Source organism: Tardiphaga sp., from assembly GCF_041424195.1.
Taxonomy (GTDB): Bacteria; Pseudomonadota; Alphaproteobacteria; order Rhizobiales; family Xanthobacteraceae; genus Tardiphaga.
Genome location: NZ_JBGMOE010000094.1, coordinates 43,975 through 68,259 on the forward strand (window position 1 = coordinate 43,975; position 24,285 = coordinate 68,259).

The 24,285-nt window shown below is 61.9% G+C and carries 23 protein-coding genes and 1 tRNA gene; 14 read left to right on the plus strand and 10 right to left on the minus strand.

Translation table 11 applies throughout. From position 1 onward, the window contains the following. Positions 1-17: 17 nt before the first annotated feature. The gene (locus tag ACEK02_RS14280) at positions 18-1,568 is read right to left on the minus strand and encodes a benzoate-CoA ligase family protein (protein ID WP_371422336.1); all 1,551 of its coding nucleotides are present in this window, start codon (positions 1,566-1,568) and stop codon (positions 18-20) included. A 157-nt stretch (positions 1,569-1,725) separates the two neighbouring features. Between ACEK02_RS14280 and ACEK02_RS14285 the strand changes: the two genes are divergently transcribed. Continuing rightward, positions 1,726-2,637: a helix-turn-helix transcriptional regulator gene (locus tag ACEK02_RS14285; RefSeq protein WP_371422337.1), complete on the plus strand. Its 912-nt coding sequence runs from the start codon at positions 1,726-1,728 to the stop codon at positions 2,635-2,637. Further along, on the plus strand, positions 2,634-3,107 hold the full coding sequence (locus tag ACEK02_RS14290; protein WP_371422338.1) for a hypothetical protein: 474 nt from the start codon (positions 2,634-2,636) through the stop codon (positions 3,105-3,107). The genes ACEK02_RS14285 and ACEK02_RS14290 overlap by 4 nt, the downstream gene beginning before the upstream one ends. A gap of 4 nt (positions 3,108-3,111) precedes the next feature. Here the strand turns inward: ACEK02_RS14290 and ACEK02_RS14295 are convergent, their stop codons facing one another. From ACEK02_RS14295 to ACEK02_RS14320, 6 genes are all read right to left on the minus strand, one after another. Further along, complete coding sequence (locus tag ACEK02_RS14295; RefSeq protein WP_371422339.1) at positions 3,112-3,822, minus strand: ABC transporter ATP-binding protein; 711 nt, start codon at positions 3,820-3,822, stop codon at positions 3,112-3,114. Next, the gene (locus tag ACEK02_RS14300; protein ID WP_371422340.1) at positions 3,819-4,577 is read right to left on the minus strand and encodes an ABC transporter ATP-binding protein; all 759 of its coding nucleotides are present in this window, start codon (positions 4,575-4,577) and stop codon (positions 3,819-3,821) included. The genes ACEK02_RS14295 and ACEK02_RS14300 overlap by 4 nt, the downstream gene beginning before the upstream one ends. Then, on the minus strand, positions 4,570-5,574 hold the full coding sequence (locus tag ACEK02_RS14305) for a branched-chain amino acid ABC transporter permease (RefSeq protein WP_371422341.1): 1,005 nt from the start codon (positions 5,572-5,574) through the stop codon (positions 4,570-4,572). Before ACEK02_RS14305 ends, ACEK02_RS14300 begins: the two co-directional genes overlap by 8 nt. A 1-nt stretch (position 5,575) precedes the next feature. Beyond that, on the minus strand, positions 5,576-6,448 hold the full coding sequence (locus ACEK02_RS14310) for a branched-chain amino acid ABC transporter permease (RefSeq protein WP_371422342.1): 873 nt from the start codon (positions 6,446-6,448) through the stop codon (positions 5,576-5,578). A gap of 156 nt (positions 6,449-6,604) precedes the next feature. Beyond that, on the minus strand, positions 6,605-7,813 hold the full coding sequence (locus ACEK02_RS14315) for an ABC transporter substrate-binding protein (RefSeq protein ID WP_371422343.1): 1,209 nt from the start codon (positions 7,811-7,813) through the stop codon (positions 6,605-6,607). A 225-nt stretch (positions 7,814-8,038) separates the two neighbouring features. Further along, complete coding sequence (locus ACEK02_RS14320) at positions 8,039-9,259, minus strand: LysR family transcriptional regulator (protein ID WP_371422344.1); 1,221 nt, start codon at positions 9,257-9,259, stop codon at positions 8,039-8,041. A 165-nt stretch (positions 9,260-9,424) separates the two neighbouring features. Here ACEK02_RS14320 and ACEK02_RS14325 point away from each other — a divergent pair, with 165 nt between their 5' ends. The 8 genes from ACEK02_RS14325 (at position 9,425) to ACEK02_RS14360 (ending at position 17,039) form a co-directional block, all read left to right on the plus strand. Beyond that, the gene (locus tag ACEK02_RS14325) at positions 9,425-10,258 is read left to right on the plus strand and encodes a transporter substrate-binding domain-containing protein (protein ID WP_371422345.1); all 834 of its coding nucleotides are present in this window, start codon (positions 9,425-9,427) and stop codon (positions 10,256-10,258) included. Next, positions 10,255-11,016 (plus strand): amino acid ABC transporter ATP-binding protein, encoded by a 762-nt coding sequence (locus tag ACEK02_RS14330; RefSeq protein ID WP_371422346.1) that lies wholly within the window; start codon positions 10,255-10,257, stop codon positions 11,014-11,016. Before ACEK02_RS14325 ends, ACEK02_RS14330 begins: the two co-directional genes overlap by 4 nt. A 3-nt stretch (positions 11,017-11,019) precedes the next feature. Next, positions 11,020-11,721, plus strand: a complete 702-nt coding sequence (locus ACEK02_RS14335; protein ID WP_371422347.1) for an amino acid ABC transporter permease — start codon at positions 11,020-11,022, stop codon at positions 11,719-11,721. Beyond that, entirely contained in the window at positions 11,721-12,380 is a 660-nt protein-coding gene (locus ACEK02_RS14340) for an amino acid ABC transporter permease (RefSeq protein WP_371422348.1), read from the plus strand. Before ACEK02_RS14335 ends, ACEK02_RS14340 begins: the two co-directional genes overlap by 1 nt. Before the next feature lie 71 nt (positions 12,381-12,451). Beyond that, positions 12,452-13,831: a dihydroorotase family protein gene (locus tag ACEK02_RS14345; RefSeq protein WP_371422349.1), complete on the plus strand. Its 1,380-nt coding sequence runs from the start codon at positions 12,452-12,454 to the stop codon at positions 13,829-13,831. A gap of 64 nt (positions 13,832-13,895) precedes the next feature. Beyond that, positions 13,896-14,984 (plus strand): DUF917 domain-containing protein, encoded by a 1,089-nt coding sequence (locus ACEK02_RS14350; RefSeq protein WP_371422350.1) that lies wholly within the window; start codon positions 13,896-13,898, stop codon positions 14,982-14,984. Positions 14,985-15,003: 19 nt separating this feature from the next. Further along, positions 15,004-16,662, plus strand: a complete 1,659-nt coding sequence (locus tag ACEK02_RS14355; RefSeq protein WP_371422351.1) for a urocanate hydratase — start codon at positions 15,004-15,006, stop codon at positions 16,660-16,662. 302 nt (positions 16,663-16,964) lie between these two features. Next, positions 16,965-17,039: transfer RNA gene (locus tag ACEK02_RS14360), tRNA-Gln, on the plus strand. Between the two features lie 160 nt (positions 17,040-17,199). Here ACEK02_RS14360 and ACEK02_RS14365 read toward each other — a convergent pair. Beyond that, the gene (locus ACEK02_RS14365) at positions 17,200-18,918 is read right to left on the minus strand and encodes a methyl-accepting chemotaxis protein (protein ID WP_371422352.1); all 1,719 of its coding nucleotides are present in this window, start codon (positions 18,916-18,918) and stop codon (positions 17,200-17,202) included. Positions 18,919-19,065: 147 nt separating this feature from the next. After that, positions 19,066-19,404 carry a hypothetical protein gene (locus ACEK02_RS14370; protein ID WP_371422353.1) on the minus strand — a complete coding sequence of 113 codons (339 nt, stop codon included), beginning with the start codon at positions 19,402-19,404 and terminating at the stop codon, positions 19,066-19,068. 238 nt (positions 19,405-19,642) lie between these two features. On the opposite strand from ACEK02_RS14370, the gene ACEK02_RS14375 reads away from it, so the two are divergent. The 4 genes from ACEK02_RS14375 (at position 19,643) to ACEK02_RS14390 (ending at position 23,614) form a co-directional block, all read left to right on the plus strand. Beyond that, positions 19,643-20,647, plus strand: a complete 1,005-nt coding sequence (locus ACEK02_RS14375) for an AraC family transcriptional regulator (RefSeq protein WP_371422354.1) — start codon at positions 19,643-19,645, stop codon at positions 20,645-20,647. A 325-nt stretch (positions 20,648-20,972) separates the two neighbouring features. Beyond that, positions 20,973-21,980: an ABC transporter substrate-binding protein gene (locus ACEK02_RS14380; protein ID WP_371422355.1), complete on the plus strand. Its 1,008-nt coding sequence runs from the start codon at positions 20,973-20,975 to the stop codon at positions 21,978-21,980. A gap of 1 nt (position 21,981) precedes the next feature. After that, positions 21,982-22,797 carry an ABC transporter ATP-binding protein gene (locus tag ACEK02_RS14385; protein WP_371422356.1) on the plus strand — a complete coding sequence of 272 codons (816 nt, stop codon included), beginning with the start codon at positions 21,982-21,984 and terminating at the stop codon, positions 22,795-22,797. After that, complete coding sequence (locus tag ACEK02_RS14390) at positions 22,790-23,614, plus strand: ABC transporter permease (RefSeq protein WP_371422357.1); 825 nt, start codon at positions 22,790-22,792, stop codon at positions 23,612-23,614. Before ACEK02_RS14385 ends, ACEK02_RS14390 begins: the two co-directional genes overlap by 8 nt. Before the next feature lie 29 nt (positions 23,615-23,643). On the opposite strand, the gene ACEK02_RS14395 is transcribed toward ACEK02_RS14390, so the two are convergent. Next, on the minus strand, positions 23,644-24,279 hold the full coding sequence (locus ACEK02_RS14395; protein ID WP_371422358.1) for a 2-hydroxychromene-2-carboxylate isomerase: 636 nt from the start codon (positions 24,277-24,279) through the stop codon (positions 23,644-23,646). Positions 24,280-24,285: the final 6 nt, after the last annotated feature.

Here is a 24,285-nt window from a genome sequence, read left to right on the forward strand (position 1 = left end):
TCATCCATCTCTCGGTTTCAGACCGCCGCTCCATCGCGCAATTTGTAGCGCTGGATTTTTCCGGTGGCTGTTTTGGGAAGGGAATCGACAACCTCGATCCAGCGTGGATATTTCCACGGACCGATCCGTTGCTTGACGTGATCCTTCAAGGATTCGCGCAGGCCCTCGACCACGGCATTCGGCTTCAGCACCACGAAGGCCTTCGGCTTCAAAAGTCCCTCGGCGTCGGCCTCCGGCACGACTGCCGCTTCGGATACGGCGGGATGCGCGATCAGCGCGCTCTCGACTTCGAACGGGGACACCCAGATGCCGGATACCTTGAACATGTCATCGGCACGTCCGCAGAACGTGTAGCGGCCGTCGGCGTCGCGGACATATTTGTCGCCGGTGCGCGTCCAATGACCTTCGAAGGTGCGACGACTCTTGCTGCGTTGATTCCAGTATCCCTCGCCGGCAGACGGCGCATCGACGAGCAACTCGCCGATTTCTCCATCAGCTATGTCGAGGCCAGCATCATCGACGAGCCGCACACGATATCCTGGTACCGGCCGGCCGGACGTGCCGTATTTGATATCGCCGGGAGCGTTCGACAGAAAGATATGGAGCAACTCGGTTGAGCCGACGCCATCGAGAATATCGACGCCAAAGCGGCTCTTCCAGCCGTTCCCCACCGCCTCTGGCAGCGCCTCGCCGGCCGAGGTGCAAATGCGCAGGCGCGGGAGGCGAACTTCCGTTTTGAACGCCTCGTCGTTCAGCATCGCCGCGAACAATGTCGGCACCCCAAAAAAGATGCTCGGCTGATACCGGCGCATCAGGCCGAACATGGTGGCTGGCGTAGGTCGCTCCGGATTGAGCACCGTCGTGGCGCCAACCGACATGGGAAATGTCATGGCGTTGCCGAGGCCGTAGGCGAAGAACAATTTGGCCGCAGACAGTCCGACATCGTCCTCGCGGATGCCGAGAACCTGCTTGCCATAGGTGGTCGCCGTTGCTTCCAGACTGGCGTGCAGATGGCGAACGCCTTTCGGCATGCCCGTGGATCCGGACGAGTACAACCAGAAGGCAGGCTCGTCCGCATGGGTCGCGACCGTGGTGAAGCTTGTGCTCTCATTTCTGACTTCATCGGCCAGACTCTTGCGGCCATTGCCAGCGCCACCGACCACAATCACATGCTCAAGATCCGGCAGACGACCAAGCATGTCGTCCACTGCCGGCAAAAGCGCCGCGGAAATGAACAACACGCGTGCCCGGCAATCGGCCAGCACATAGGCATATTGCTCCGAAGTCAGCAGGGTATTGAGCGGCACCGGGACGATGCCGGCCCGGATCGCGCCGAGGAACACCACCGGAAAGTCGACGGTGTCGAGCATGATCATCGCGACGCGTTCTTCGCGCCGGACGCCGAGCCGCTTCAGCAGGTTGGCCAGTTGGCAGCTTTTGGTCTGCAGGTCGCCATAGGTCAGTTCGGTCACGGTATCGGTGAAGGCGAGCTTGCTGCCGCGGCCCTCATCGATGTTGCGGTCGAGAAGCCAGGTCACCGCATTGTAAGAATTGGACGGCCCACTCATGATGCGTTTGCACCTTGGGCGATTCCACGACCGTTGTTCACGGTGCTCTCCCTATCGTCTTTTTGAATTATAATTCATATAAAGTCACCAACTCCGGTTGCTGTCAATCGTATCCGGAATTATCTTTCCTGAAATCCTCTACGAGCACGCACGCCACATGACCGACCAGGCCGATCCCGAAACCGCCTTTCTTGAACAGCTCGGCCAGCGCGTCCGCACCATGCGCGGCCTGCGCGGCATGTCGCGAAAGGTGCTGGCGAAAGTGTCCGGGATTTCGGAGCGCTACATCGCGCAGCTGGAAAGCGGCAAGGGCAACGTGTCTATCGTGCTGCTGCGCCGGGTGTCCGGCGCCATGGGTGCCCATCTCGAAGATCTGATTCCGGCGGACGAACCGAGCACGGAGTGGCCGGTCATCCGCGACCTCGTTCGCAACGCGACAGCGAGCCAGATCGCCCAGGCCAAGGATGTTCTCGCCGGACGCGGGCACAGTCCGATCCAGAATTATACGTCATTCAACGGCATCGCCCTGATCGGGCTGCGCGGCGCCGGAAAATCGACGCTTGGGAAATTGCTGGCGGACAAGATCGGCTGGAGCTTTGTCGAACTCAACAAGGAGATCGAGCAGCACAACGGACTATCGGTCGCCGAGATTATCGCGCTCTATGGACAGGAAGGCTTCCGCCGCATGGAACAGGCCGCGCTGAACGGCTTGCTGGCACGCAAGGAGCCCATCGTCCTTGCCACCGGCGGCGGCATCGTCTCGGAACCCGTGACCTTCGATCGCGTATTGTCATCGTTCTACACGATCTGGCTCAAGGCCAAGCCCGAAGAACATATGGCGCGCGTCCGTCGCCAGGGTGACTTGCGCCCGATGGCGGATGACCGCTCTGCCATGCAGGAATTGCGCACGATCCTGCTGAGCCGCGAACCGCTCTATGCCCGCGCATCCGCCATTGTCGATACAGCCGGCCTCAGCAAGGACAAGGCTGCCGCGCAACTGGTCGGCGCGGTGTCGCACGTGTTGAACACCAATGCCCAGGCCTTCGGGCTGAGAAGCGCGGCGTCGTGACACTCGGCGAGCTTCTGCGAGCACGCGGCTTCGATCCCGTCGGCGCGATGGCAATCCGCAATACCCTGCACCCCGAGGATATCTCAAACGATTTCCGCGATCTCGCCGATGTCATCAGCGCCAACGCGCTGCCGATGTATGACCGGATGCAGGATGGCCCACGCATCGCACATCAGGCAACCGTGCTCTCCTTTGCCGCAACCGATGGCGGGCAGGCACGCCTGACCAGCCTGCGAACCTTCCTGCTGCGTAAACCGGGAAGCGTTCCCGGCGATATCGTCTACGACTACGACGCTGCGCACCTGCTGCACAGCTTCATCGCACGCGCTACGACGCCCTGTTTTTACGACGCCATTGAACGGGAAGAGCTCAACGATCTGTTCGGCCGTCTGGTGGTGCAATGGCCGCAGCCGTTGTCCGACAATATTGTTGCGGCCAATGACGATGCGTTGACCGTCGTCGTGGCCTGATCAGTCAAACGCCGAGATGGCGCTCCAGCACGTCCGGTTGCGCAGCCAATGCCGCAGGCGTTCCGTCGAACACCACGCAGCCCTTCGACAGGATCACCATTCGGTCGGCAATTTTCGCCAGACTCCGGAAATCCTTGTCCACGACGATGGTCGCGATGCCCTCGCCCCGAACGATCGCCAATGTTTTCCAGATCGACTGCGCCACCAGCGGCGCCAGACCTTCGGTGGCTTCGTCGATCATGATCATGTCGGGATTGGTCATCAGCGCACGACCGATGGTCAGCATCTGCTGCTCGCCCCCCGACAACTGATGCCCGCCATTGTTGCGGCGTTCGTGCAGACGTGGAAACAGCTCGAAGATTTTCGGCAGGGTCCAGGACTGACGACCGTGATTGCCTGGTCGCGCAGCCATCACCAGATTTTCGGTGACCGACAGCGAGCCAAAAATGCCCCTGCCCTCCGGCACCAGTGCCATGCCGCATCGCGCGATCGTTTCGGGCGCTGCATTGCGGATATCATGGCCGTGGAAGCGCAAACTGCCGCGACAAAGCGGCATCAATCCCATCAGCGAACGCAACAGCGTGGTCTTGCCCATGCCGTTGCGGCCGATCAGCGCCACCTGCTCGCCCGGTGCGAAGGCCAGATCGATGCCGTGCAGAATCTGGCTGGCGCCATAAAACGCATCGAGCTGTTCCACCTCCAGCAAGGCCGTCATGCGATGCCTCCGTCAGCACCGAGATAGGCGGCGCGCACGCCGGGATCCACGCGCACGTCCTGCGGCAAACCTGTGGCAATGACACAGCCGTCCTGCATCACCGTCAATCGGTCTGCCAGTTCGAACACCGCGTCCATATCGTGCTCCACCACCAGCAGCGCACGATCGGCCTTCAGCGACGCAATCAATCCAATGATGCCCCGCGCTTCCGATGGCCCCATGCCGGCCAATGGCTCGTCGAGCAGAATGACCCGCGGATTGGTCGCCAGCACCATCGCGATTTCGAGCTGACGCTGTTCGCCGTGACTCAACTTGTCGGCCATGACCTGCGACCGTGCGGATAACCCGACCCGGTCGATCGCATCGTTGACCAACTGGAGATATGGCCGGTCGCTGCGCGCGCCGCCAAACATCCGGAGCGGCGCGATTGAACGGGCCTGCGCCGCAAGGCGCACATTCTCGTGCACGCTGAATTGCGCAAACAACGTCGTCTTCTGATAGGCGCGGCCGAGACCGGCGCGCGCGCGGCGGTCCGGCGACAGCGACGTGATATCCGCACCATTCAGCAGGACCTCCCCCGATGTCGGCAGCAATTCGCCGGCCAGCAGATTGATCAGCGTGGATTTTCCGGCACCGTTGGGGCCGATCACCGCATGGATCTCGCCAACGCGAATGTCGATCGACACGTCGGAGACGGCCAGCAGGCCCCCGAAACGTTTCTGCAATCCAGCAGCACGCAGCGCAATGTCATGCATGACGGGCTTCCGCAGCTGCAGGCTTGATCTCGGCCGCGCGTTGCGGCGACGCCCCGAACACCATCGACCAGATTTGCCGGACACCATTAGGCAGCAGGATAACGATGCCGATGATGATCAAGCCTTCGACAAGCTTCCAGTTGTCGAGATGCGCCTTCAGCACTTCTTCCATGCCGATCAGAACCAGCGCGCCGACCAGCGGCCCGGTGACCGAGCGCAGGCCGCCGATCAGCACCATGACCAGGATCGTCGCCGATTGATGCCATCCGAGCATCTGCGGTGCGACGAAGCCGAACTGCGCCGCAGCCAGATAGCCGGCAGCGCCGGCCAGCGCGCCGGACAGGGTGAACGCCGTCAGGCGGAGGCGGAAGATCGGAAAGCCGAGCGACCGTGCCCGACGCTCATTGTCCCTGGCTGCCGCCAGCGCCCGCCCGAACGGTGAGCGGACCACCATCGTGAGCAGAGCAATCACGCCCACCAGGAAACCCAGCACGACAAAGTAGAAGGTCACGGGCTTGTCGAGATCGAGCAATTGGCGGCCGGCAATGGCGATCTCGGGCCGGATATTGATGGAGATGCCATCCGATCCGCCCGCGAATTTGGTATCGTGGAAGAAGAAGAACAGCATCTCGCCAAAGGCGAGCGTCACCATGATGAAATAGACGCCGCGGGTACGCAGCACCAGCGCACCGATCAGCAGGGCCGCCGCGCCGGAGCACAGGATCGCAATCGGAAGCGTCGTTAGCAGCGACGCCGCATCATAACGCGGCGACAACAGCGCCAGCACGTATCCCGCGAGGCCGAAAAAGGCGGCATGGCAGAGGCTCACCAAACCGCCATGGCCGACCACGAGATTCAGTGACATCGCCAGCATGCCCATGATGAGCGCCTTGGCAAAGAACTGCGTGTAATAGGTCGATACACAGAATGGCAGCGCAATCGCCATGGCCAGACAGGCGATGCCGAACAATCGGACCCGCAGATTGGGCATGCTCATATCAAGCATCCTGGCGTCCGAGAATTCCACTGGGCCGCCACAGCAACACGGCTGCCATCAACACATAGATCAGAATGCTGGACACGCTGGGAAAGAACACCTTTCCGAACGTATCCGTAAGGCCAATCAGCAGTGCGCCGACCGCTGCGCCGGCAACCGAACCGATGCCGCCGAGCACGACCACGACAAAGGACAGGATCAGCATGCCATCCCCCATGCCGGGGAACACTGTCGAGATCGGTGCGATCAGGATGCCGCCGAGCGCCGCGAGCGCGATGCCGGCGGCGAAGACGTAGCGGTTGACCCGGTCGAACTTGATGCCGAGCACGCGCGCCATCTCGCGATTTTCCGAACCCGCCCGCACGATCATGCCGATTTTGGTGCGCGTGATCACGAAGAAGATGACGAGTGCCGCCATCAGGCAGAATGCACAGATCGCCAGCCGGTAAACCGGATAGGACAGGTTATCGGTCAGCTGGATCGATCCCGACAGCCATGCGGGCGGAGCCACCGCATGCACGTCCTTGCCGAACAGCAACTGCCTGATTTCGTCGATGACGAGAATGAGGCCGAAGCTGAGCAACACCTGCGCTAAGTGATCCCGGCCATAGAGAAGACGAACGAAGACGGTCTCGAGCAGAATGCCGATGATAAAGGCAACCAGCACACCGCCAAGCAGGGCGATGGCAAAACTACCGGTCATCAATGTGATCCAGTAAGCCAGATAGGCGCCGAGCATATAGAACGCACCATGGGCCAGATTGATGACCCCCAGGATGCCGAACACGAGCGTCAGGCCGCTCGCGACAAGGAACAGGACCGCGCCGTACTGAACGGCATTCAGCAACTGAACGCCTAGTGTGATGAGGTCCATCAGATCAATCCAACCACGGCAGGCTACCTTCAGTCGCCGGCACAATCAGGCATGAGGCCATATTCGGCTGCGCAGCGCGCGCCTCCTTCACGGAAGGCGTCACGCGCAACAGGCATCGACGATTCGATCTCCATCAACAGACCGCGCAGCGGTGCTTCAGGTCAGCTTGCAGCCTCGCGCCGGATCATCGACAGCGGCCTGGGCGACCGAGATCATCTCGTTCCGCCCGTTGCGGACCTCGCGCAGATAGATGTTCTGGATCGGGTTATGCGCCTTGTTGAAGGACAGCGGCCCGCGCGGGCTGTCGATCTTCGCAGCTCCCATCGCCGCAATCATCTTCTCGCGCGCAGTGAAGTCGCCGCCCACGGCGGTCAGCCCGATATCCAGCAGCGCCGCGCCATCGTAGCCCTGTACGGCATAGATATCGCCGTCCTTGCCCGTCTTGGCCTTGAAGGCTTTGAGGAAAGCGAGATTGGCGGGATTGTCGAGATTGTCTGCGTAGTGCAGCGTCGTCCTGATGCCCTTGGCGGCTTCGCCCTGCGCTTCGATGGTACCGTCGGTGAGAAAGCCTGCGCCATAAAGCGGAATGGTCTTGTTCAGGCCAGCCGCCGCATAGTCCTTGACGAACTTCACTGCGCCACCGCCGGCAAAGAAGCTGAACACGGCATCGGGCTTCAACTGGGCGATCTGCGTGATCAGCGCCTGAAATTCCACCTCCGGAAATGGCACCGTCAGGTCCGCGACGATCTTGCCGCCGTTCTTGGTGAAGTTTTCAGCGAAGGCGCCGATCATCTCGGCACCGGCCGTATAACGCCATGTGATCGTAACCACGTTCTTGATACCGGCATCAGCCATCACCTTGCCCATCGGGTAGGTACTCTGCCAGTTCGAGAACGACGTGCGGAAGATGTTCGGCGCGCAGGCCGGACCGGTCGCGTCATTGGCGCCGGCATTCGGAATGATCAGCAGCGTCTTGGTGTCGCGCGCGACCTTGACCATGGCCATGGCCACGCCGGAATGAACGGTGCCGACAACGACGTCAGCCTTCTCGCGGCCGACCAGCCGGTTCATGTTGTCGGTGGCTGCTTCCGGCTTCGATTCATCGTCCACCTGCACGAACGCAATGTCGCGCCCGCCGAGCTTGCCGCCCTTTTGTTCGACATAGAGGCGGAAGCCGTCATCGATGAACTGGCCAAGCTTCGCATAGGTCCCGGTGTAGGGAAGCATCATCCCCACTTTCAACGGCGCGTTCTGCGCGATGGCCGGGCTATGAAGTGGCGACGTCGCAATGAATGTTGCGGCGCCAGCCGTCCCGGACAGCATGGCGCGCCGCGTCAGCGGACGCAGAAACCCCTTGGTGGTCATCGACTCGTCTCCCCTCGAAATAATTGATGACCGGTTGACCCGGCCTAACAATGCAGACGGACGCCGGGTGGAGGCACTGCCTCACCCGCGCTCGCTCCCGTGCAGCATAATGCACGAAATTGAAAAAGATCAAGAATTATAATTCATATTGAAGGACGGCAGGTGGCTCGCGATATCGTCGATCCCGTCAGCAAGGGCGAAAGCCTGGAAGGTCGGCGACCCCCGTCAGTCGCTGTTGACCATCATGGAAGCCGCCGGCGTTGCCGGCGCATAGCTGCGCAAGGCCGCAAGAATGGCGCGGGCTCCGCGCCGCGCGCCTTCGGTCTGCGTCCAGACCAGCGACAGGATCAGTTCCAGCGCAGGGTCGACCGGCAAAGCCACGAGACGTTCGTCGAACGACACCAGTGCGCTTTCCGGCAGGACCGACACAAAGCCGAAGTCCAGCATCAGATTGGCGATGATCGGAATCGAGTCGATTTCGGTGACGGCCAACGCGTCCACCTCTGCCTGAGTGAGCAATTGAGCCAGCAATTTATGCGCGGCCTGGCCGAGACCCGTGCGGCGGCTCGGCAGCGCAAGCGGCTGCTGCCGAAGCACACTCACAATGTCGGGACAATCACCGAGCAGATCGCGTGCGCCGACAATTACTAGCTTCGAGCGCACCAGGGCACGCGACGACACATCGGCGGGGATCGTATCGCTATCGATCAGTGCTACATCGCAGCGCTTGTCCTTCAGGCCGGTGAGCAGATCCTCTGCCGTACCATTGGTGACAAACAGTGGCTGCGTCGGCCGATCCCGCTGCCAGGCTGCGACGAGAAAGGCCAGCAGCCGCGCGACATTGCTTTCGTGACCGAGCGGCATCACCGCCCCGAGCCTGATCGTGGCATTGGTCGAACGGAAACGTTCGCGCGCGCGCCGCGACAGTCGCTGCATGGTTTTTTCAAGTTCGGCCAGCGACGTGATCAGCAACTGGCATACCGGCGTCGGCGTGACACCGATACGGGAGCGATGAAACAACACGCTGCCGAGTTCATCTTCGACGCGTGAAATCTGTCGCGCGAGTTGCGGCTGTCCGAGACGGATGATGCGTGCGGCACGACGAACACTACCGGTTTCCGCAACCAGTGCGACACGCTGCAGGGCCGTCAGACTGACATCACGCTCGGCGCAGAAAGCCCGTGCTGCATCGCCTGCCCGGTCGGGCGCAATCATCCCCATCGCAATATTCGCCGCGGCTTCGATCTCATCCAGCATGCGCCGCGCCTCGAGCGTAAGAAAGCTCGCTGCACCCACGCGATTCAGCAGCGGCGCCGCAATGGAGCGTTCGAACCGTTTCACAGCTGCCGAGAGCGTACTGGGTGCGCGGCCAAGTTGACGCGCGGCTTCGCGCACATTGCCGCAGCGAAGCACCGCCGCTGTCATCACCAGGGTTGCGATGTCCATTCCATTATTGTCCGGGTCAGGAGACGATTTTTCCGCGCTGCAGCGAGAGCGTATAGGATGTACATGAAATGGGATATCCCCCCATTGCACAATTGCGCTAGCCTTCATGACAGGGATCGCGGAGCCAGACGCCGAGCTGGTTTGGCCGCACCAATGGAGGTGTTGATGAAAGCAATGATCGTTGCCGCCGGGCTCCTGGCTTTGGCCAGCCCCGCATTCGCCCAAACCCAGGAGCCGCTGAAGTCGGCAATCGACTCGACCTTCGCGCCTCACGCCATGCCCAAACTGTCGGGCGGCCTTGAAGGCTTCAACATCGACGTCGTCGACGAAATATCGAAGCGCATCAAGCGCCCGATCACGGTGGAAGGCGCGCAATTCGCCGGCCTCATTCCGGCGCTGCAGGCCGGCACCTACGACTTCCTCGCCGCCGTTGTCACTGTGACGCCCGAGCGCGCGCAGCAATTGCTGTTCATGGAAGGCTTCGTCGACGCCGACTATCGCTTCATGACGCTGGCTTCGGCGCCTCCCATCACCAAGCTCGAAGATCTCGCCGGCAAGACCATCGCCGTGCAGAAGGGCGCGATCTACGAGAAATGGGTCAACGACAACGCCGCCAAATATGGCTGGAAGTCGGAATCCTTCGCCACCAGCACCGACGCGGCGCAAGCCGTGCTCGCCGGCCGTGCCGATGCCAACATCTCGGCCGCCACGGTCGTCGCCTGGATCGTGAAGAACAATCCGCGGCTGAAGAATGCCTTTCTCTACAAGACGGGTCTCGTCTGGAGCATGCCGCTGCGCAACGGAAATACGGAATTGCGCAACAAGCTCGAAGACGCGCTGGTCTGCATGAAGCAGGACGGCACGCTGAAGAAGCTCTACGTGAAATGGTTCGGTGTTGAGCCGGAGGCCGGTTCGGCGACCACCACCATCTATCCCGGCTATGGCGCACCGGGCGTCGCCGGTTACGACCCGACCGAGCAGAAGCCAACCTGCTCATGAGTTCGACGGCAGCAACGCCTGCATCCCGCTATCTGCTGGAAGCGCGCGGCGTCCGGAAGAGCTTCGGCCCAACCGAAGTTCTGAAGGGCGTCGACCTCCTGGTTGAGCCAGGCAAACTGGTGTTCCTGATCGGGCCGTCCGGCTCGGGCAAGAGCACGCTCCTGCGCTGCTGCAACCGCCTTGAGGAGCCGGATTCCGGCTCCATCATCATGGATGATGTGGACCTGCTGTCGCCGCGCACCGATATCAACGCCGCGCGGCGACAGATCGGCATGGTGTTCCAGAGCTTCAATCTCTATCCGCACCTCACCGTGCAGAAGAACATCACCCTCGCTTTGCGCAAGGTCGCCGGCATGAGCACGGCCGACGCCAACGCCCGTGCCGCGGAGATGCTGGCGCTGGTGGGTCTGCCCGACAAGGCCGCGTCCTATCCCGCGCAACTCTCCGGCGGCCAGCAGCAACGCATTGGCATTGCGCGTTCGCTCGCGCTCGATCCCAAGATCATCCTGATGGACGAGCCGACCTCCGCGCTGGACCCGGAACTCGTCGGCAGCGTGCTCGCCGTCGTCAAGGACCTGCGCGACCGCGGTATCACCATGGTGATCGCCAGCCACGAGATGAATTTCGCGCGCGAGGCAGCCGACAAGGTGGTGTTTCTCGACGGCGGTCTCGTCATCGAGCAAGGCAGCGCCGAAGACATCTTTCTGCGTCCGCAGGAAGACCGCACCAGACGTTTTCTCGCGCAGATCAGGCACTAGGCCATGACCGCCACCGACGCGATGAGCAACTGGGATCGTTTCGTCTTCACGTTCTTCAACGCGGATATCGCGATGAAGTACGGCTGGGAGATCCTGCAGGGCGCCAGCGTGACGATTCTCGCGGGCCTCGCCGTCGTGATGACCGGCATCGTGGTCGGCTTCGGCCTCGCCGCGCTGCGCGCCATCGGCTGGAAGAGCCTCAATTTCCTGATCATCGTCTTCGTCGATATCTTCCGCTCATTGCCACCGCTGGCGATCATCCTCGTCCTGTTCTTCGGCTTTCCGGCGATCGGAATCGTGCTGCCGAGCCTGATCGTGCTGTGGCTGTCGCTCGGCGCGGTGCTTGCCGCCTTTGCCGAGGAGATTTTCTGGGCCGGCATCACCTCCGTTCCCAAAGGACAATGGCTGGCCGCCCGCTCTACGGGGCTCACTTTCGCGCAGACACTACGCTATGTGATCCTGCCGCAGGCCGTTCGCCTCGGCATTCCGCCGCTGACCAACCGCGCCATCTCCATCACCAAGAACCTCGCGCTCGGCAGCGCCATCGGCGTCAACGAGATTCTTGGCCGCGCCAATTCCGCGCTGTCGATGTCCGCCAACGCGACGCCGCTAACCATGGGCGCCCTGCTCTATGTGCTGGTGTTCATCCCGCTGGTGATCGCGTCCCGCATGCTTGAGCGCAACTATCGGTGGGGCGAGCACTGATGGAACAGTTCACGCAGGAATTCCTCAATCTCGACGTGATGGCCAAGGTTGCGCCCTACCTGTTCCAGGGATTGCTGCAGACACTGCTGCTGTGCTCGTTCCTGATCCCGATCGGTCTCGTCGGCGGCCTGCTCGTGATGCTGTTGACGACAAGCCCGTATCGCGTGCTGCGCTGGCCGGCGATCGTCGCGGTCGATTTCTTTCGCGCCTTCCCGCCGCTGGTGCTGCTCGTGTTTGTCTATGCCGGCCTGCCCTTCATCGGACTGCGCGTGCCGGCGCTGCTGGCGGTCGCCGTCGCGTTCCTGATCAATTCGGCGAGCTATTACGGCGAGATCTATCGCGCCGGCATGGTCAGCGTGCCCAAGGGACAGCGCGAGGCCGCGCGCTCCACCGGCTTGAGCGCCACGCAGGCACTGCTCTACGTGACGCTGCCGCAGGCCGTGCGCAACGTGCTGCCGGACCTGCTCTCCAATACGGTCGAACTCATCAAACTCACGACCCTCGCCAGCGTCATCTCGGTGCCTGAGCTGCTGCATTCCGCCAATCTGGCGCGCTCGCTCACCTACAATTCATCGCCGCTGATCCTCGCGGCCATCATCTATCTCATCTTGCTGCTGCCGGTGGTGCGCCTGATCGCACGGCTGGAGCACAAGCTCTAGGGAATGCGGCCCGACGGGGGCCGTCACGACCAACGAGGCCGGGTAAACCGGCCGCAAGCGTGGAGTTGCACATGGATTTCGATCTGGTTCTGACCGGCAAGGTGATCGGTCACGACAGCATTCGCGACAACGGCTGGGTCGCCGTGCGCGATGGACGCGTAGCCGCCACCGGTGACGGCACGCCACCAGCCGCGCGGGAGCGACAGGATTTCAAGTCCGGCATGATCCTGCCTGGCGCCATCGACGCACAGGTTCACTCACTGTCGCAGCGCAACCAGGAAGACTTCGTCTGGTCGACGCGCTCCGCCGCAGCCGGCGGTGTCACGACCATCGTCGACATGCCGTATGACGAAGGCGATCTCGTCTGCTCGGCTGCCGCGGTCGAGCGCAAGATTGCCCATGCCAGCCAGCAGGCGCGCGTTGACTTCGCGCTCTACGGCACCATCGACCCCGAGGAGGGTCCGGCGCGTATCGCCGAGCAAGCGAAAGCCGGCGTCGCTGCCTTCAAGTTTTCGACCTTCGGTACAGACCCCAAACGCTTCCCGCGCATCCCGGCGCCGTTGCTCGCCGATTGCTTCGCCGCAATCGCACCGACCGGCCTCGCGGCCGGTGTTCACAACGAGGACGACGAGTTCATCCGCGACGCCATCGCCAAGGTGAAGGCCAAGGGCATCACCGACTGGCGGGCACACGCCATGTCGCGGCCGCCGCTCGCGGAAATTCTGGCGATGCTGCAGATCTATGAGACCGGCGCCGAGACCGGTTGTCCCGCCCACGTGGTGCATTGCTCCGTCGCACGCGGTTACGACATCGCCGCGTGGTACCGCTCGGAAGGACATCACGCCACGGCCGAGTGCTGTATCCACTATCTCGTCCTCGACGAGGAGAATGACGTCTCCCGATTGGGCGGCAAGGCCAAGATCAATCCACCGGTGCGCCCGCGCGCCGATGTGGAAGCGCTGTGGGCGGAGCTTGCAGCGGGACGCGTCTCGCTGGTCTCCACCGATCACGTCAGTTGGTCGGAAGATCGCAAGGTCAATCCCGACATGCTCGCCAACGCCTCCGGCGTCCCCGGCTTGGAGGCCATGGTGCCGTTGCTGGTGAAGGGCCTCGTCGAACGCAAGCTGCCGCTGACCCATGCCGCGAAGCTGATGTCGTTCAATCCGGCGCGGCACTTCCGCATCGACGATCGCAAGGGTGCGCTGGCCCCCGGCCTTGATGCCGACATCACCGTGCTGGTGGACAAGCCCATCGTCTATGACGGCGCCGCAAGCGGCAACAATGTCGTCGGCTGGTCGCCCTATAACGGCATCACGCTGCCATGGACTGTCGCAGCAACCTATGTGCGCGGCCGGCTCGCTTTCGATGGCAGCAAGGTTCTCGCCGAGCCCGGCAGCGGACAATTCGTGCGCCCGCCGCAGGTTCTCTCCGAGCGACTGCCGGTGGCCTGACGCTCGCCGTTCCGATCACCCAACACGTATCGAACACAAGAACATCTGCCGAGGAGACATTCCGATGGGACGTATTCTGACCGAACGCGATATTGAAGCCGCCGTACGCGGCGGCGGTGTCTACGCTGCCGGAGGCGGCGGCTGGGCGGATCACGGGCGCATGCTCGGCCGCGCCGCGATTCTCGTCGGCAAGCCCGAACTCGTGTCGATCGACGAACTCGACGATGACGACTGGGTCGCCACAGCCGCCGCGATCGGCGCGCCGGCGTCGACCACCGCCTGGGAGATGCAGGGCAAGGATTACGTCCGCGCGGTGCAGTTGCTGCAGGACGCGCTGGGTGAACCGCTGAAAGGCCTCATCATCGGCCAGAACGGCAAGTCCTCCACCATGAATGCCTGGCTGCCTTCGGCTTTGCTCGGCACCAAGGTGGTGGATGCCGTGGGCGATATGCGCGCGCATCCGACCGGCGACATGGGATCGATCGGTCTCGCCGGCTCGCCCGAGCCGATGATCCAGACCGCCGCCGGCGGCAACCGCGCCGAGAACCGCTACATCGAACTCACCGTGCGCGGCGCCACCGCCAAGGTGTCGCCGATCCTGCGTACCGCAGGCGATATGTCGGGCGGCTTCATTGCCTCCTGCCGCAATCCGGTGCGCGCGTCCTATGTGCGTGACAACGCCGCGCTCGGGGGAATCTCGCTGGCACTCCGTCTGGGTGAAGCCATTCTCGCGGCCGAGCCCAAGGGCCCCTCTGCCGTGATCGACGCGATCTGCAAGGACACCGGCGGCACCATCCTCGGCAGCGGCAGGATCACCACGAAGAACGTGGTCTATACACCGGAGGCCTTCGACATCGGCACGCTGACCATCGGCGAAGGCGACCGCGCCATCACGCTGCATGTGATGAACGAATATATGGCCATCGTCGATGCCTCGGGTAAACGCCTCGCGACCTTCCCGGACATCATCGCAACGCTGTCCGACGATGCGGAGCCGATGAGCGTCGGCCATCTCAAGGTCGGCATGAACGTGCATCTGTTCCACGTGCCGAAGACGATCATTCCGCTCGCCTCCAGCGTCAAGGACCCGGCGGTCTATCCATCCGTCGAGCGCGCCATGGGCATCGACATCGCACGCTACGCGCTGGCCTGAGACACGACAGGAGTCCGCCATGACATCCGCGAATCCACGGCACCCCGATTTTCCGATTCCCGGCGGCCCAGAACTGCGCGCCAAGGGCTGGCGGCAGGAAGGTCTGCTGCGGCTTCTGGAAAACGTGCTCGCAGTCGGTGAGGATCCGTCGAACCTCGTGGTCTATGCGGCGCTGGGGCGCGCCGCCCGTAACTGGGCTGCACACAAGGCGATCGTGCAGGCGCTGACGACCATGGAGGAAGACCAGACTCTGGTCATCCAGTCCGGCAAACCGGTCGGCCTGCTCCGCACACACGCCAAGGCGCCACTCGTCATCATGGCGAATTGCAACATCGTGGGACAATGGGCCAAGGCTGAGATCTTCTACGAGCTGGAACGCAAGGGCCTGATCTGCTGGGGCGGCCTCACGGCCGGCGCCTGGCAATATATCGGTTCGCAGGGTGTCATTCAGGGCACCTATGAGATCTTCATGCGCATTGCCGAGCGGCGCTTCGGCGGCACCCTCGCCGGCCGCTTCGTGCTGACAGCCGGGCTCGGTGGCATGGGCGGTTCGCAGCCGCTCGCAGGCCGCATGGCCGGCGCCGCGATCCTCACCGTCGATGTCGATCCGGAACGGGCGCGCAAGCGCAAGGAGATCGGCTATCTCGAAGCGATCGCCCCCGATCTCGACTCCGCATTGGAGATGATCGCCGCCGCGAAGGCCGAGCGTCGCGCGCTGTCGGTCGGTCTTGTCGGCAATGCCGCCGACATCTATCCGGAGATCGCGTGGCGCGGCGTCATCCCCGACGTGGTGACCGACCAGACCGCCGCCCACGATCTGGTGTTCGGCTATGTACCCCGGACCCGATCGCTCGAGGAAGCGCGCGCCATGCGCAAGACAGCGCCGGCACAGCTGATGGAGGAGAGCCGCGCGTCGATTGTCGACCATGTGCGCGCCATGCTGACCTTCCAGGCGCGCGGCGCGGAAGTGTTCGACAACGGCAATCTGATCCGCACCCACGCCAAAGAAGGCGGCGTCGCCAATGCCTTCGACATCCCCATATTTACGGAAGCCTATCTGCGCCCGCTCTTCGCGCGCGCCATCGGTCCGTTCCGCTGGATGGCGCTGTCGGGCGATCCCGACGACATCCGTGCCATCGACGATCTCGTGCTGCGCCTGTTCGGCGACAACCAGATCGTCTCGAACTGGATCAAGCTCGCGCGCCAATATGTGCCTTTCGAAGGCCTGCCGGCGCGCATCGCCTGGCTGGGTCATGGCGAGCGCAGCGAATTGGCGCTGGGCGTCAATGAACTCGTCGCCAATGGCACGCTCAAGGGACCGGTCGCCTTCTCGCGCGATCATCTCGACGCCGCCGGCATGGCGCATCCGAACATCATGACCGAGAATATGCGCGACGGCTCCGATGCCATCGCCGACTGGCCGCTGCTCGACGCCATGGCTTTATGTTCGTCCCAGGCCGATCTCGTCGCCGTCCATTCCGGCGGCGGAGGCTATGCCGGCTATATGACCAGCGCCGGCGTCACCCTGATCGCCGACGGCACGGCCGCCGCGGCAGAACGCCTCGCCATGAGCCTCGACAACGACACCGGCCTCGGCGTCATCCGCTACGCGGATGCCGGATATAGCGAGGCCCTCGATGAGGTCTCGCTCAAGCACGTCCCGCATATACAGATCTAGACCTGTCGTTTCGACCATCCCATCTGGCGCGCGGACGGGAGCCCGCACCTGCGGGCAGGCTCCAGGAACGTCGCTTTGCGCGAGCTCACGGTCGGCATCGCCCGAACGCAAAATCGGGAAATTCGGGGAGTTAGGGGCTGCTTGCCCCGGCAGAAGCCGATCCCCCCAATTGCGCAACAGCCAGTCGCATCCGGAAGCGGGGAACACCGCTGGCAGGTGGTTGAAATTGCGGAGTTCTCTCTATAGACCGGCGGAGCCAAAGCGATCCGCGGGCCCGCCCCGCCTGTTGTCGCCTCGGCCGTTGGGGCGTAGCCAAGCGGTAAGGCAGGGGATTTTGATTCCCCCATTCGGAGGTTCGATCCCTCCCGCCCCAGCCAGGTATTATTGAACGATTTCAAGCCTTTTGCGACTTACTGTCCCCTCCGGGGTAACCTCTTCGAGGGGATGCAGTCGAGTTTCAGAGGTATGGCGTCGAACAAAAGGAAAAGCCGAGATCGCTCCCGGCCTTTCCAGTGTTTGAACCTTTTGATTACGACGCTATGCCGCGCGGACATTCGAAAGGAATGTATCAACCTGATAGCGAAGTTGCTCGGCATGCTGCGCCAAATCAGCCGACGCGCCCTGTACCTGATGCGCCGCCACGCCGGTCTGTTCGGCCGCGCTCGCTACACCAGTGATGTTGGACGTCACCTCGGTGGTGCCAGCCGACGCCTGGGTGACCGCCTGCACGATCTCCCGCGTCGCCACTCCCTGTTGTTCCACCGCCGCAGAGATCGCGGATGTCGTGTTGTCGATCTCATGCACCTTATGCGTGACGCGCTGGATCGCCTGCACGACATTGCCGGTCGCATTCTGGATCCCCACCAACTGCTCGCTGATTTCGGCGGTTGCCCTCGCGGTCTGGGTTGCCAGGTCTTTCACTTCCGCCGCCACAACGGCGAAGCCACGTCCCGCTTCGCCGGCGCGCGCCGCCTCGATCGTTGCGTTGAGCGCCAACAGATTGGTCTGGCTCGCGATCGTCGAGATCATCTCGGCGATGCTGTCGATTCGTGCAGCCGACTGGCTGAGTTCATTGACCGTCGTCGCGGCGGCCTCGATCTCACTGACCGCGGACCGGGTCATCTGCGACGACTGCTCCGTTTGGCGGCCAATTTCTGTCACCGACGCTCCAAGTTCCTCGGCCGATCCGGCGACCGACGTCACGTTCGCAGCAGCCAGCTCGGCAGCCGCGGATACAGAGTGCGACTGCGCGGAGGTTTCCTGCGCGGACGACGTCAACTGGCTGGCGGTCGCCTGCATCTCGGTGGCGGCCGACGCGACGTGCTCCACAATGGCGCCAACGGAACGTTCGAACTGATCGGCAAGCTGAAGCATGGCGGCCTTGCGCTGCTCAGCCGCGTGCTCGGCCGCTTCGCGCTGTTCGCTTTCCAGTCGAATCTTGGCGAGACCGTTGTCCTTGAACACCATTGCCGTCTTGGCGATGTCACCAACTTCATCCTTGCGATCAGCACCGACGACATCGATCTGGTAGTCACCACCGGCGAGTTTCTGTAGCAGCCCTACGATCTGGCGAATCGGTGAAGCGATACCGTGCTGTCCGATCAGGAATCCGAACGTTAGTCCGGCTACGATTCCGATTCCCGCAACGATCATCAGGAGGCGCGAGGTTTGATAATATTCCTCCGTCGCAGCGGCCGATTCGCGATCCACGTCCTTCTGAAGCGTTTCAGAAATGTCGCGCAGCACTGCGCGGAGACCATTGGCCACGTTGGCGCTGGACATCGTCTCGTTGCGTAGCCGCTCCAGTTGCTCGGTCATCTGGAAATTGGTGACGGCGGTGGCCGCCCGATAGGTGCCTTCAAGCTCCTTTTGATATTTCGTCCACTCGGCTTCAATCGATATAGCTTGATGCCGCGACGCGTCCTTGCTCCTGTTTCGGAACGCTTGCAGCCGTTCCTGGAACAGCTTGGTCTCCGCATCGATGGCTTGACGTGCGGCCTTCACGTTCTCCGGGCGCGGATCTGCGGCCATCTGAAATTCGGCCCGATTTATTGTAATCATGTTCACTGCAAGCTGCTGGGCAAGCATCGCACGCGCTGCGCCAGACTCCATCCGGTCAGTCGCGTCGTTCAACGACTTCAGTGCGCTGACTCCCAGTACCGTCAATCCACAAGCAATCGCGGAGAGCAGGACGATCACAGAAATGATTTTTGGCAGAATTCTAAAGCGAGAGAGAGAGAACATGATGACATCCATGGCTTGTTAGTTGCTGGAGGAAAGTTTCTCACTGATGGCGATTTCTCTGGTGTTGTAATGCGGCGTGTTGACTTCAAACGGCCTGGCTTCTGATCGTCGCTACATGCGAGATGCAGCCGAAGCCAGGTATGGACCGCTTGGTAATTCTCAGGTCAGCGTCCGGTTCGGCAGCGCTAAAAAAGCCTCTACGAGATTCGACCGTGGGTGCTTTAGCTGTCGTTCGACGGAGCTGAGGTCGCGCTGTCGTTTTGCTTTGCGAGCACCCTCCCCAAGGAAATTCATGGCACCGGGCAGCCTGGCGCAGCCAAGCTCAAGGGCGACGATCGCATCGTCAAAGCGCTGCTTCGCTTTGGCGCGAAGTTCGATGACATCACGCATCGCGGCCTGAAGCTCGCGGTTTCCCGCGTCGAATTCCATCAACTCGGATCGGTCACCGATCCTTTCCAGCGCATGATTGGATCGTGAGAGATTCAGGATGTTGGACATAAGGCTGCCCTAATGTGGCAAATTGACGCAGATCACCGACCGACGCTAACCTTCCCGCTTCTGGAAAATTACTCGAACGCGGTAAAAATTGACTTAGTCCGAAAAGCGCCAACGGCCAGTTTTTGCCACGTGGATCGTACTGCGCAAGCATGCGCTGGCTTCGCGGGAATACAGATTGCGCGTCCGATTAAATGGAGTAATTCGAGTGGACCCCGCAAATTGAAGCACTGGGCCACCCGTGGACAATTTAAAGAACTTACTATTTCATTGTGCGGTAGCGCCGATATCAGACGTTTCCCAATTTGAACATTTGTTGGAATCAGAACTTGGTGCGACCAGATTTGATCTGTCAAATCGGCTCGATGCTAAGCTGCGTTACTGCTTTACGAAGCTCCAGGACATCAGAGTCAATTGTTGGTCCTTTGGGACTCCAGCTAAGATTGCCTTCCCCCCAAGAGACGTAGCTTCCTTCAGTCTTGCCGTACATGGCCGCGGCGTCGTCGTAAGCGGAAGCCAAATTGCGCCAACTGACGGGCCAACTCTCGCATCGCCTGGCCGTCCACTGCACTTCCATTATGAAGCAGATCTCGAAACAGTTATGATAGACTTCCAGTCAAAAGCACTAAAGCGAAAACTCGCGGCACTGTTAGGTGCGCCAATTAGACATGATCTGGAGTTTGAGTTAGCTGAATTCACTAGTCGGGAAATGCTGAATAGCCTCGTCGGGCTAATCAGGCTGCTCATACACCAAGTCAATAGCCGCAACTTTCTCCTGGCACCCTTAGCTCTCTGCGAACTGGAAGATGCTGCCATCGTGCAGTTGCTGTTTACCGGTCGTCACAAGTTGAATGAACAACTTCTGCGAAAGCCACCGGCGACAACTGGCAACGCAGTTTCGCGCGCCGAACAGTTTATCGAAGCCCACTGGAATCAGCCGATAACGATAGAAACTCTGACGAAAGCCACTGGCGTGAGCGGGCGCACGCTTTTCCGGAGCTTCACAAAAGAACGCGGCTACTCGCCAAAGGCGTTCGCACGAAAAATCAGGCTCGAACATGCGCATAAACTCTTGAGGCAACCGGCTGAAAATACAACGGTGACTGGGGTGGCCCTGGCATGCGGCTTTTCGAATTTAGGGCGGTTTGCACAAGACTATTTGAATGTATTCGGAGAGCTACCTTCGAAGACACTGAGTCTGAAGGAGCCACGACAGACTGAGGATTCGGTATTGTTCGGCAACTAAAATCGGCTCTGTCGCAGTTTTGATGCAGCGTCGATTGGTCTTGTCTGAAGTAGACCGATATTACTGCGGCCACGCGCCTCGAACGGCGCTCGTCCATAGACAAGCAGCATCTCCATTCGAGCGCCGATCAAGGATAGACAACCTTCTCTCCGCGAGGGGATTTCGAGAAAAACCATCTCGCATCTGTCGCCGCGCCAGTGGGCTTGTACTGAAGATAGCGACAACGCGTCTCCGCGCTGGACGCTTTGCGCGATTTCCTGAAGTGTAGTTGCAACTTCTCGAAACGCACACTATGCCGCATCGCCGGGCACCGAAGAGACACATCATGAAGACAGCAGGATTTATGCGCGTGGGCGCGCTCGCTTTCGGCTTGGTCATGGCGAATTCGCCTGGCATTCGTGCCGAAACAGCTCAGCTTCGGATCGCGCAGCAGTTCGGCATTGCCTATCTTCCGCTCATCGTCGCCAGCGAGCGCGGGCTGATCGAGGAGGAAGCCAAGGCGCTCGGCATCACGCCGCCGAAGATCGAATGGCTGCGGCTCTCGGGCGCCGCGTCGATGAACGAGGCGCTGATCTCGGGCGGCCTCGATTTCGCCACCGCCGGCATCACGCCGATGATCCTGACCTGGGACAAGACGCGGACCACCGCCAAGATCATCGGCGTCGCCGCGCTGGGATCGATGGCCAATATCCTCACCACCAACAATCCGAACATCAAGACCCTGGCTGACTTCACCGAAAAGGACCGCATCGCGCTGCCGTCGGTCAAGGTCGGTTTCCAGCCCATCGTACTGCAGATGGCGGCCGACAAGGCGTTCGGTCAATACGACAAGCTCGACGAATTGACCGTCAGCATGCCCCACCCGGACGCGACGGCACAGATCCTGTCGGGCCGTTCCGAGATCACGGCGCACTTCACCTCGCCGCCGTTCTCCCAGCAGCAGCTCGCCAGCGGAAAGGTGCACCAGGTGCTGAACAGCTACGACGTGCTCGGCGGCCCGCACACATTCAACGTGGTCTACGCCACCACCAAATTCGTCAACGATAATCCAAAAACGATCCAGGCCTTCGTGCGCGGCCTCGACCGCGCCAATGACTGGATCAAGGCCAACCCGAAGGAAGCCACCGCGCTCTATATCAAGGCCGAGAATTCGAAGCTCGCGCCGGATTTCGTCGAGAGCATCATCCGCGACAAGGACATCAACTTCACGACCGCCCCGGAAGGCGCCCAGAAATTCGCCGACTTCGAGGCCAAGGTCGGCCTCATCAAGCAGGCGCCGGCATCGTGGCGGGATCTGTTCTGGTCCGGCCTCGGAGAGAAGCCGGGAAGCTGACATGAACGTCGCACCGCGCCTGGCCGGCCTGATCGGCGACGCCGTGTCGCCGCCGCTGCTCGCGCTCGATCACGTCAGCATCAGCTATCCGACCCGCGACGGCATTCTTACCGCCGTGGAAGACGTCAGCTTCACGCTCTCGGCCGGCGAGCGGCTGGTCCTGCTCGGCCCGTCAGGCTGCGGAAAATCCACGCTGCTGCGTACCGTCGGCGGCTTCCTGAAGCCAAGCGCCGGCGAGATCCGGTTACACGGCAAGCGCATTGGTGCACCCGGCCCCGATCGCATGACGGTGTTTCAGGAGTTCGACCAGCTGCTGCCGTGGCGCACCGTGCTCGGCAATGTCCGCTACGCGCTCGAACGGGGCAAGTCGCTGCCGCGCCGGGATGCAGAAGACATTGCGCGTCACTGGCTCGCACGAGTCGGGCTGAAGAACTTCGTCGACGCTTTTCCGCACACCCTGTCCGGCGGGATGAAGCAGCGCGTCGCCATTGCGCGGGCCTTCGCGCTTGAACCGTCGCTGCTGCTGATGGACGAACCCTTCGCGGCACTGGATGCTCTGACGCGGCGGCAGATGCAGGATGAGTTGCTCAAGCTTTGCGAGGAGACCGGTAGCACGGCTCTCTTCGTGACCCACGGCATCGACGAGGCGATCCGCGTCGGCACCCGCATCCTTGCTCTCACGCCGCATCCGGGTCGATTGGCCGCGACCTTCGATGTCCCGCCCGGTAGCCGCGTGCGCGGTACCGCGCAGTTCGCTGAGCTGGAACGACAGATCCAGCAGAGCGTATTTGCCGATCCGGAAACCGAACATGTCTGACATAGCAGCGCCGAAACTGGTGCGCGCGTCCGCCCTGCAGCGCGCCTTCGCCGATACGCCCTGGCGCCGCGCCGTCATCCTGGCTGCGTTCGCACTCATCTGGGAGCTTTACGCGCGCTGGCTCGACAATTCGCTTCTGCTGCCGACCATGGGCGCAACGCTGTCGGCGCTGTGGTCGGCGATCCTGTCGGGCGAGCTGCCCGACCGCACACTGACCTCGCTGCGCGTTCTGATTACCGGCTATGCGCTCGGGGTGGCGGTGGCCGCGATCCTTACCACCCTCGCCGCGCTGTCACGCTGGGGCAACGAGGCGCTCGGCCTGCTGACCTCGATGTTCAATCCGCTGCCGGCCATAGCGCTGCTGCCTGTCGCATTGCTGTGGTTCGGCATCGGAACGCCAAGCCTGATCTTTGTCATCGTCCATTCGGTGCTATGGCCGGTGGCGCTGGCCTGCCATGGCGGCTTCCTTGCCGTCCCGCCGACGCTGCGAATGGCGGGCCGCAATCTCGGCCTGTCCGGCGGCCGCTTCGTTGTCGAAATTCTGGTGCCTGCTGCCTTCCCCCAGATCCTCTCCGGCCTGCGGATCGGCTGGGCTTTCGCATGGCGAACCCTGATCGCCGCGGAACTGGTCTTCGGCGTCAGCGCGCGCTCTGGTGGCCTTGGCTGGTTCATCTATACCAGCCGTGCGCAACTGGAGACTGCCAGCGTCTTTGCCGGCTTGCTCACCGTCATCCTGATAGGCCTCGTCGTCGAAGGCGTGATCTTCCGGACGCTGACGCGGATCACAGTCCAGCGCTGGGGCCAGGAACAGGCCTGAGCAACGACCACGGGCCTATAAGCCAGCTTTTAAACAACAGGTGTCACGATCGGCGGCCGCCCTGATACGATCGCCTGTTCGAGATGATCGAGACGATCCTGCCCCCAGAACGGCTCGTCGCGATAGAAGTAGAAGGGTGCGCCGAACAGCTTTCTATCGACAGCCTCGCGTGTCAGGCTCGCCTCGCGCTCCTGCACGGCAAGGTCGTTGGCGCTGGACAGCAGCCGCCGTCCGTCGAGACCGCTCTGATCGGCCAGACGCACCAGAGTCTCGGCATCGGCAACGTCCAGTTCGTCCGCCCACACCGCCTTGAGCCCGGCATGAACGAAGGCGGCCACGTCACGACCGTCCGCAATGGCAACCAGCAGCATGCGATGGCCAAGCGACGGATCAGCGGGATAGAATTTCGGCCAGGTCACAAGCGGAATATTGCGGATCGCCTTCCAGCGCTCCATTTCGACCAACCGGTAAGCTTGCCGCTGGAGCGGCCGCTCGCGTACCGGCTTTCCGCCCCCGGCCGCAAAAACCGTCAGCAGATCGATGGGCTTGTAGGTAACCTCCACGTCGTGGCGTTTCACGATGTCCTGAAACACCAGGCTGCCGACATACGACCACAGCGAAATGAAGCTGAAATAGTAATCGACCCGGGGATGTTGCTTGGCCATGCCGTG

Bases quoted from the DNA above. Each gene is read 5' to 3' on its own strand.
- ACEK02_RS14285 (WP_371422337.1), top strand. From the start codon at position 1,726: ATGACCGACCAGGCCGATCCCGAAACCGCCTTTCTTGAACAGCTCGGC.
- ACEK02_RS14335 (WP_371422347.1), top strand. From the start codon at position 11,020: ATGACCGCCACCGACGCGATGAGCAACTGGGATCGTTTCGTCTTCACG.
- ACEK02_RS14295 (WP_371422339.1), bottom strand. From the start codon at position 3,822: ATGACGGCCTTGCTGGAGGTGGAACAGCTCGATGCGTTTTATGGCGCC.
- ACEK02_RS14350 (WP_371422350.1), top strand. From the start codon at position 13,896: ATGGGACGTATTCTGACCGAACGCGATATTGAAGCCGCCGTACGCGGC.
- ACEK02_RS14305 (WP_371422341.1), bottom strand. From the start codon at position 5,574: ATGAGCATGCCCAATCTGCGGGTCCGATTGTTCGGCATCGCCTGTCTG.
- ACEK02_RS14310 (WP_371422342.1), bottom strand. From the start codon at position 6,448: ATGGACCTCATCACACTAGGCGTTCAGTTGCTGAATGCCGTTCAGTAC.
- ACEK02_RS14280 (WP_371422336.1), bottom strand. From the start codon at position 1,568: ATGAGTGGGCCGTCCAATTCTTACAATGCGGTGACCTGGCTTCTCGAC.
- ACEK02_RS14385 (WP_371422356.1), top strand. From the start codon at position 21,982: ATGAACGTCGCACCGCGCCTGGCCGGCCTGATCGGCGACGCCGTGTCG.
- ACEK02_RS14330 (WP_371422346.1), top strand. From the start codon at position 10,255: ATGAGTTCGACGGCAGCAACGCCTGCATCCCGCTATCTGCTGGAAGCG.
- ACEK02_RS14325 (WP_371422345.1), top strand. From the start codon at position 9,425: ATGAAAGCAATGATCGTTGCCGCCGGGCTCCTGGCTTTGGCCAGCCCC.
- ACEK02_RS14340 (WP_371422348.1), top strand. From the start codon at position 11,721: ATGGAACAGTTCACGCAGGAATTCCTCAATCTCGACGTGATGGCCAAG.
- ACEK02_RS14315 (WP_371422343.1), bottom strand. From the start codon at position 7,813: ATGACCACCAAGGGGTTTCTGCGTCCGCTGACGCGGCGCGCCATGCTG.
- ACEK02_RS14390 (WP_371422357.1), top strand. From the start codon at position 22,790: ATGTCTGACATAGCAGCGCCGAAACTGGTGCGCGCGTCCGCCCTGCAG.
- ACEK02_RS14395 (WP_371422358.1), bottom strand. From the start codon at position 24,279: ATGGCCAAGCAACATCCCCGGGTCGATTACTATTTCAGCTTCATTTCG.
- ACEK02_RS14345 (WP_371422349.1), top strand. From the start codon at position 12,452: ATGGATTTCGATCTGGTTCTGACCGGCAAGGTGATCGGTCACGACAGC.
- ACEK02_RS14380 (WP_371422355.1), top strand. From the start codon at position 20,973: ATGAAGACAGCAGGATTTATGCGCGTGGGCGCGCTCGCTTTCGGCTTG.
- ACEK02_RS14355 (WP_371422351.1), top strand. From the start codon at position 15,004: ATGACATCCGCGAATCCACGGCACCCCGATTTTCCGATTCCCGGCGGC.
- ACEK02_RS14370 (WP_371422353.1), bottom strand. From the start codon at position 19,404: ATGTCCAACATCCTGAATCTCTCACGATCCAATCATGCGCTGGAAAGG.
- ACEK02_RS14365 (WP_371422352.1), bottom strand. From the start codon at position 18,918: ATGGATGTCATCATGTTCTCTCTCTCTCGCTTTAGAATTCTGCCAAAA.
- ACEK02_RS14300 (WP_371422340.1), bottom strand. From the start codon at position 4,577: ATGCATGACATTGCGCTGCGTGCTGCTGGATTGCAGAAACGTTTCGGG.
- ACEK02_RS14320 (WP_371422344.1), bottom strand. From the start codon at position 9,259: ATGGACATCGCAACCCTGGTGATGACAGCGGCGGTGCTTCGCTGCGGC.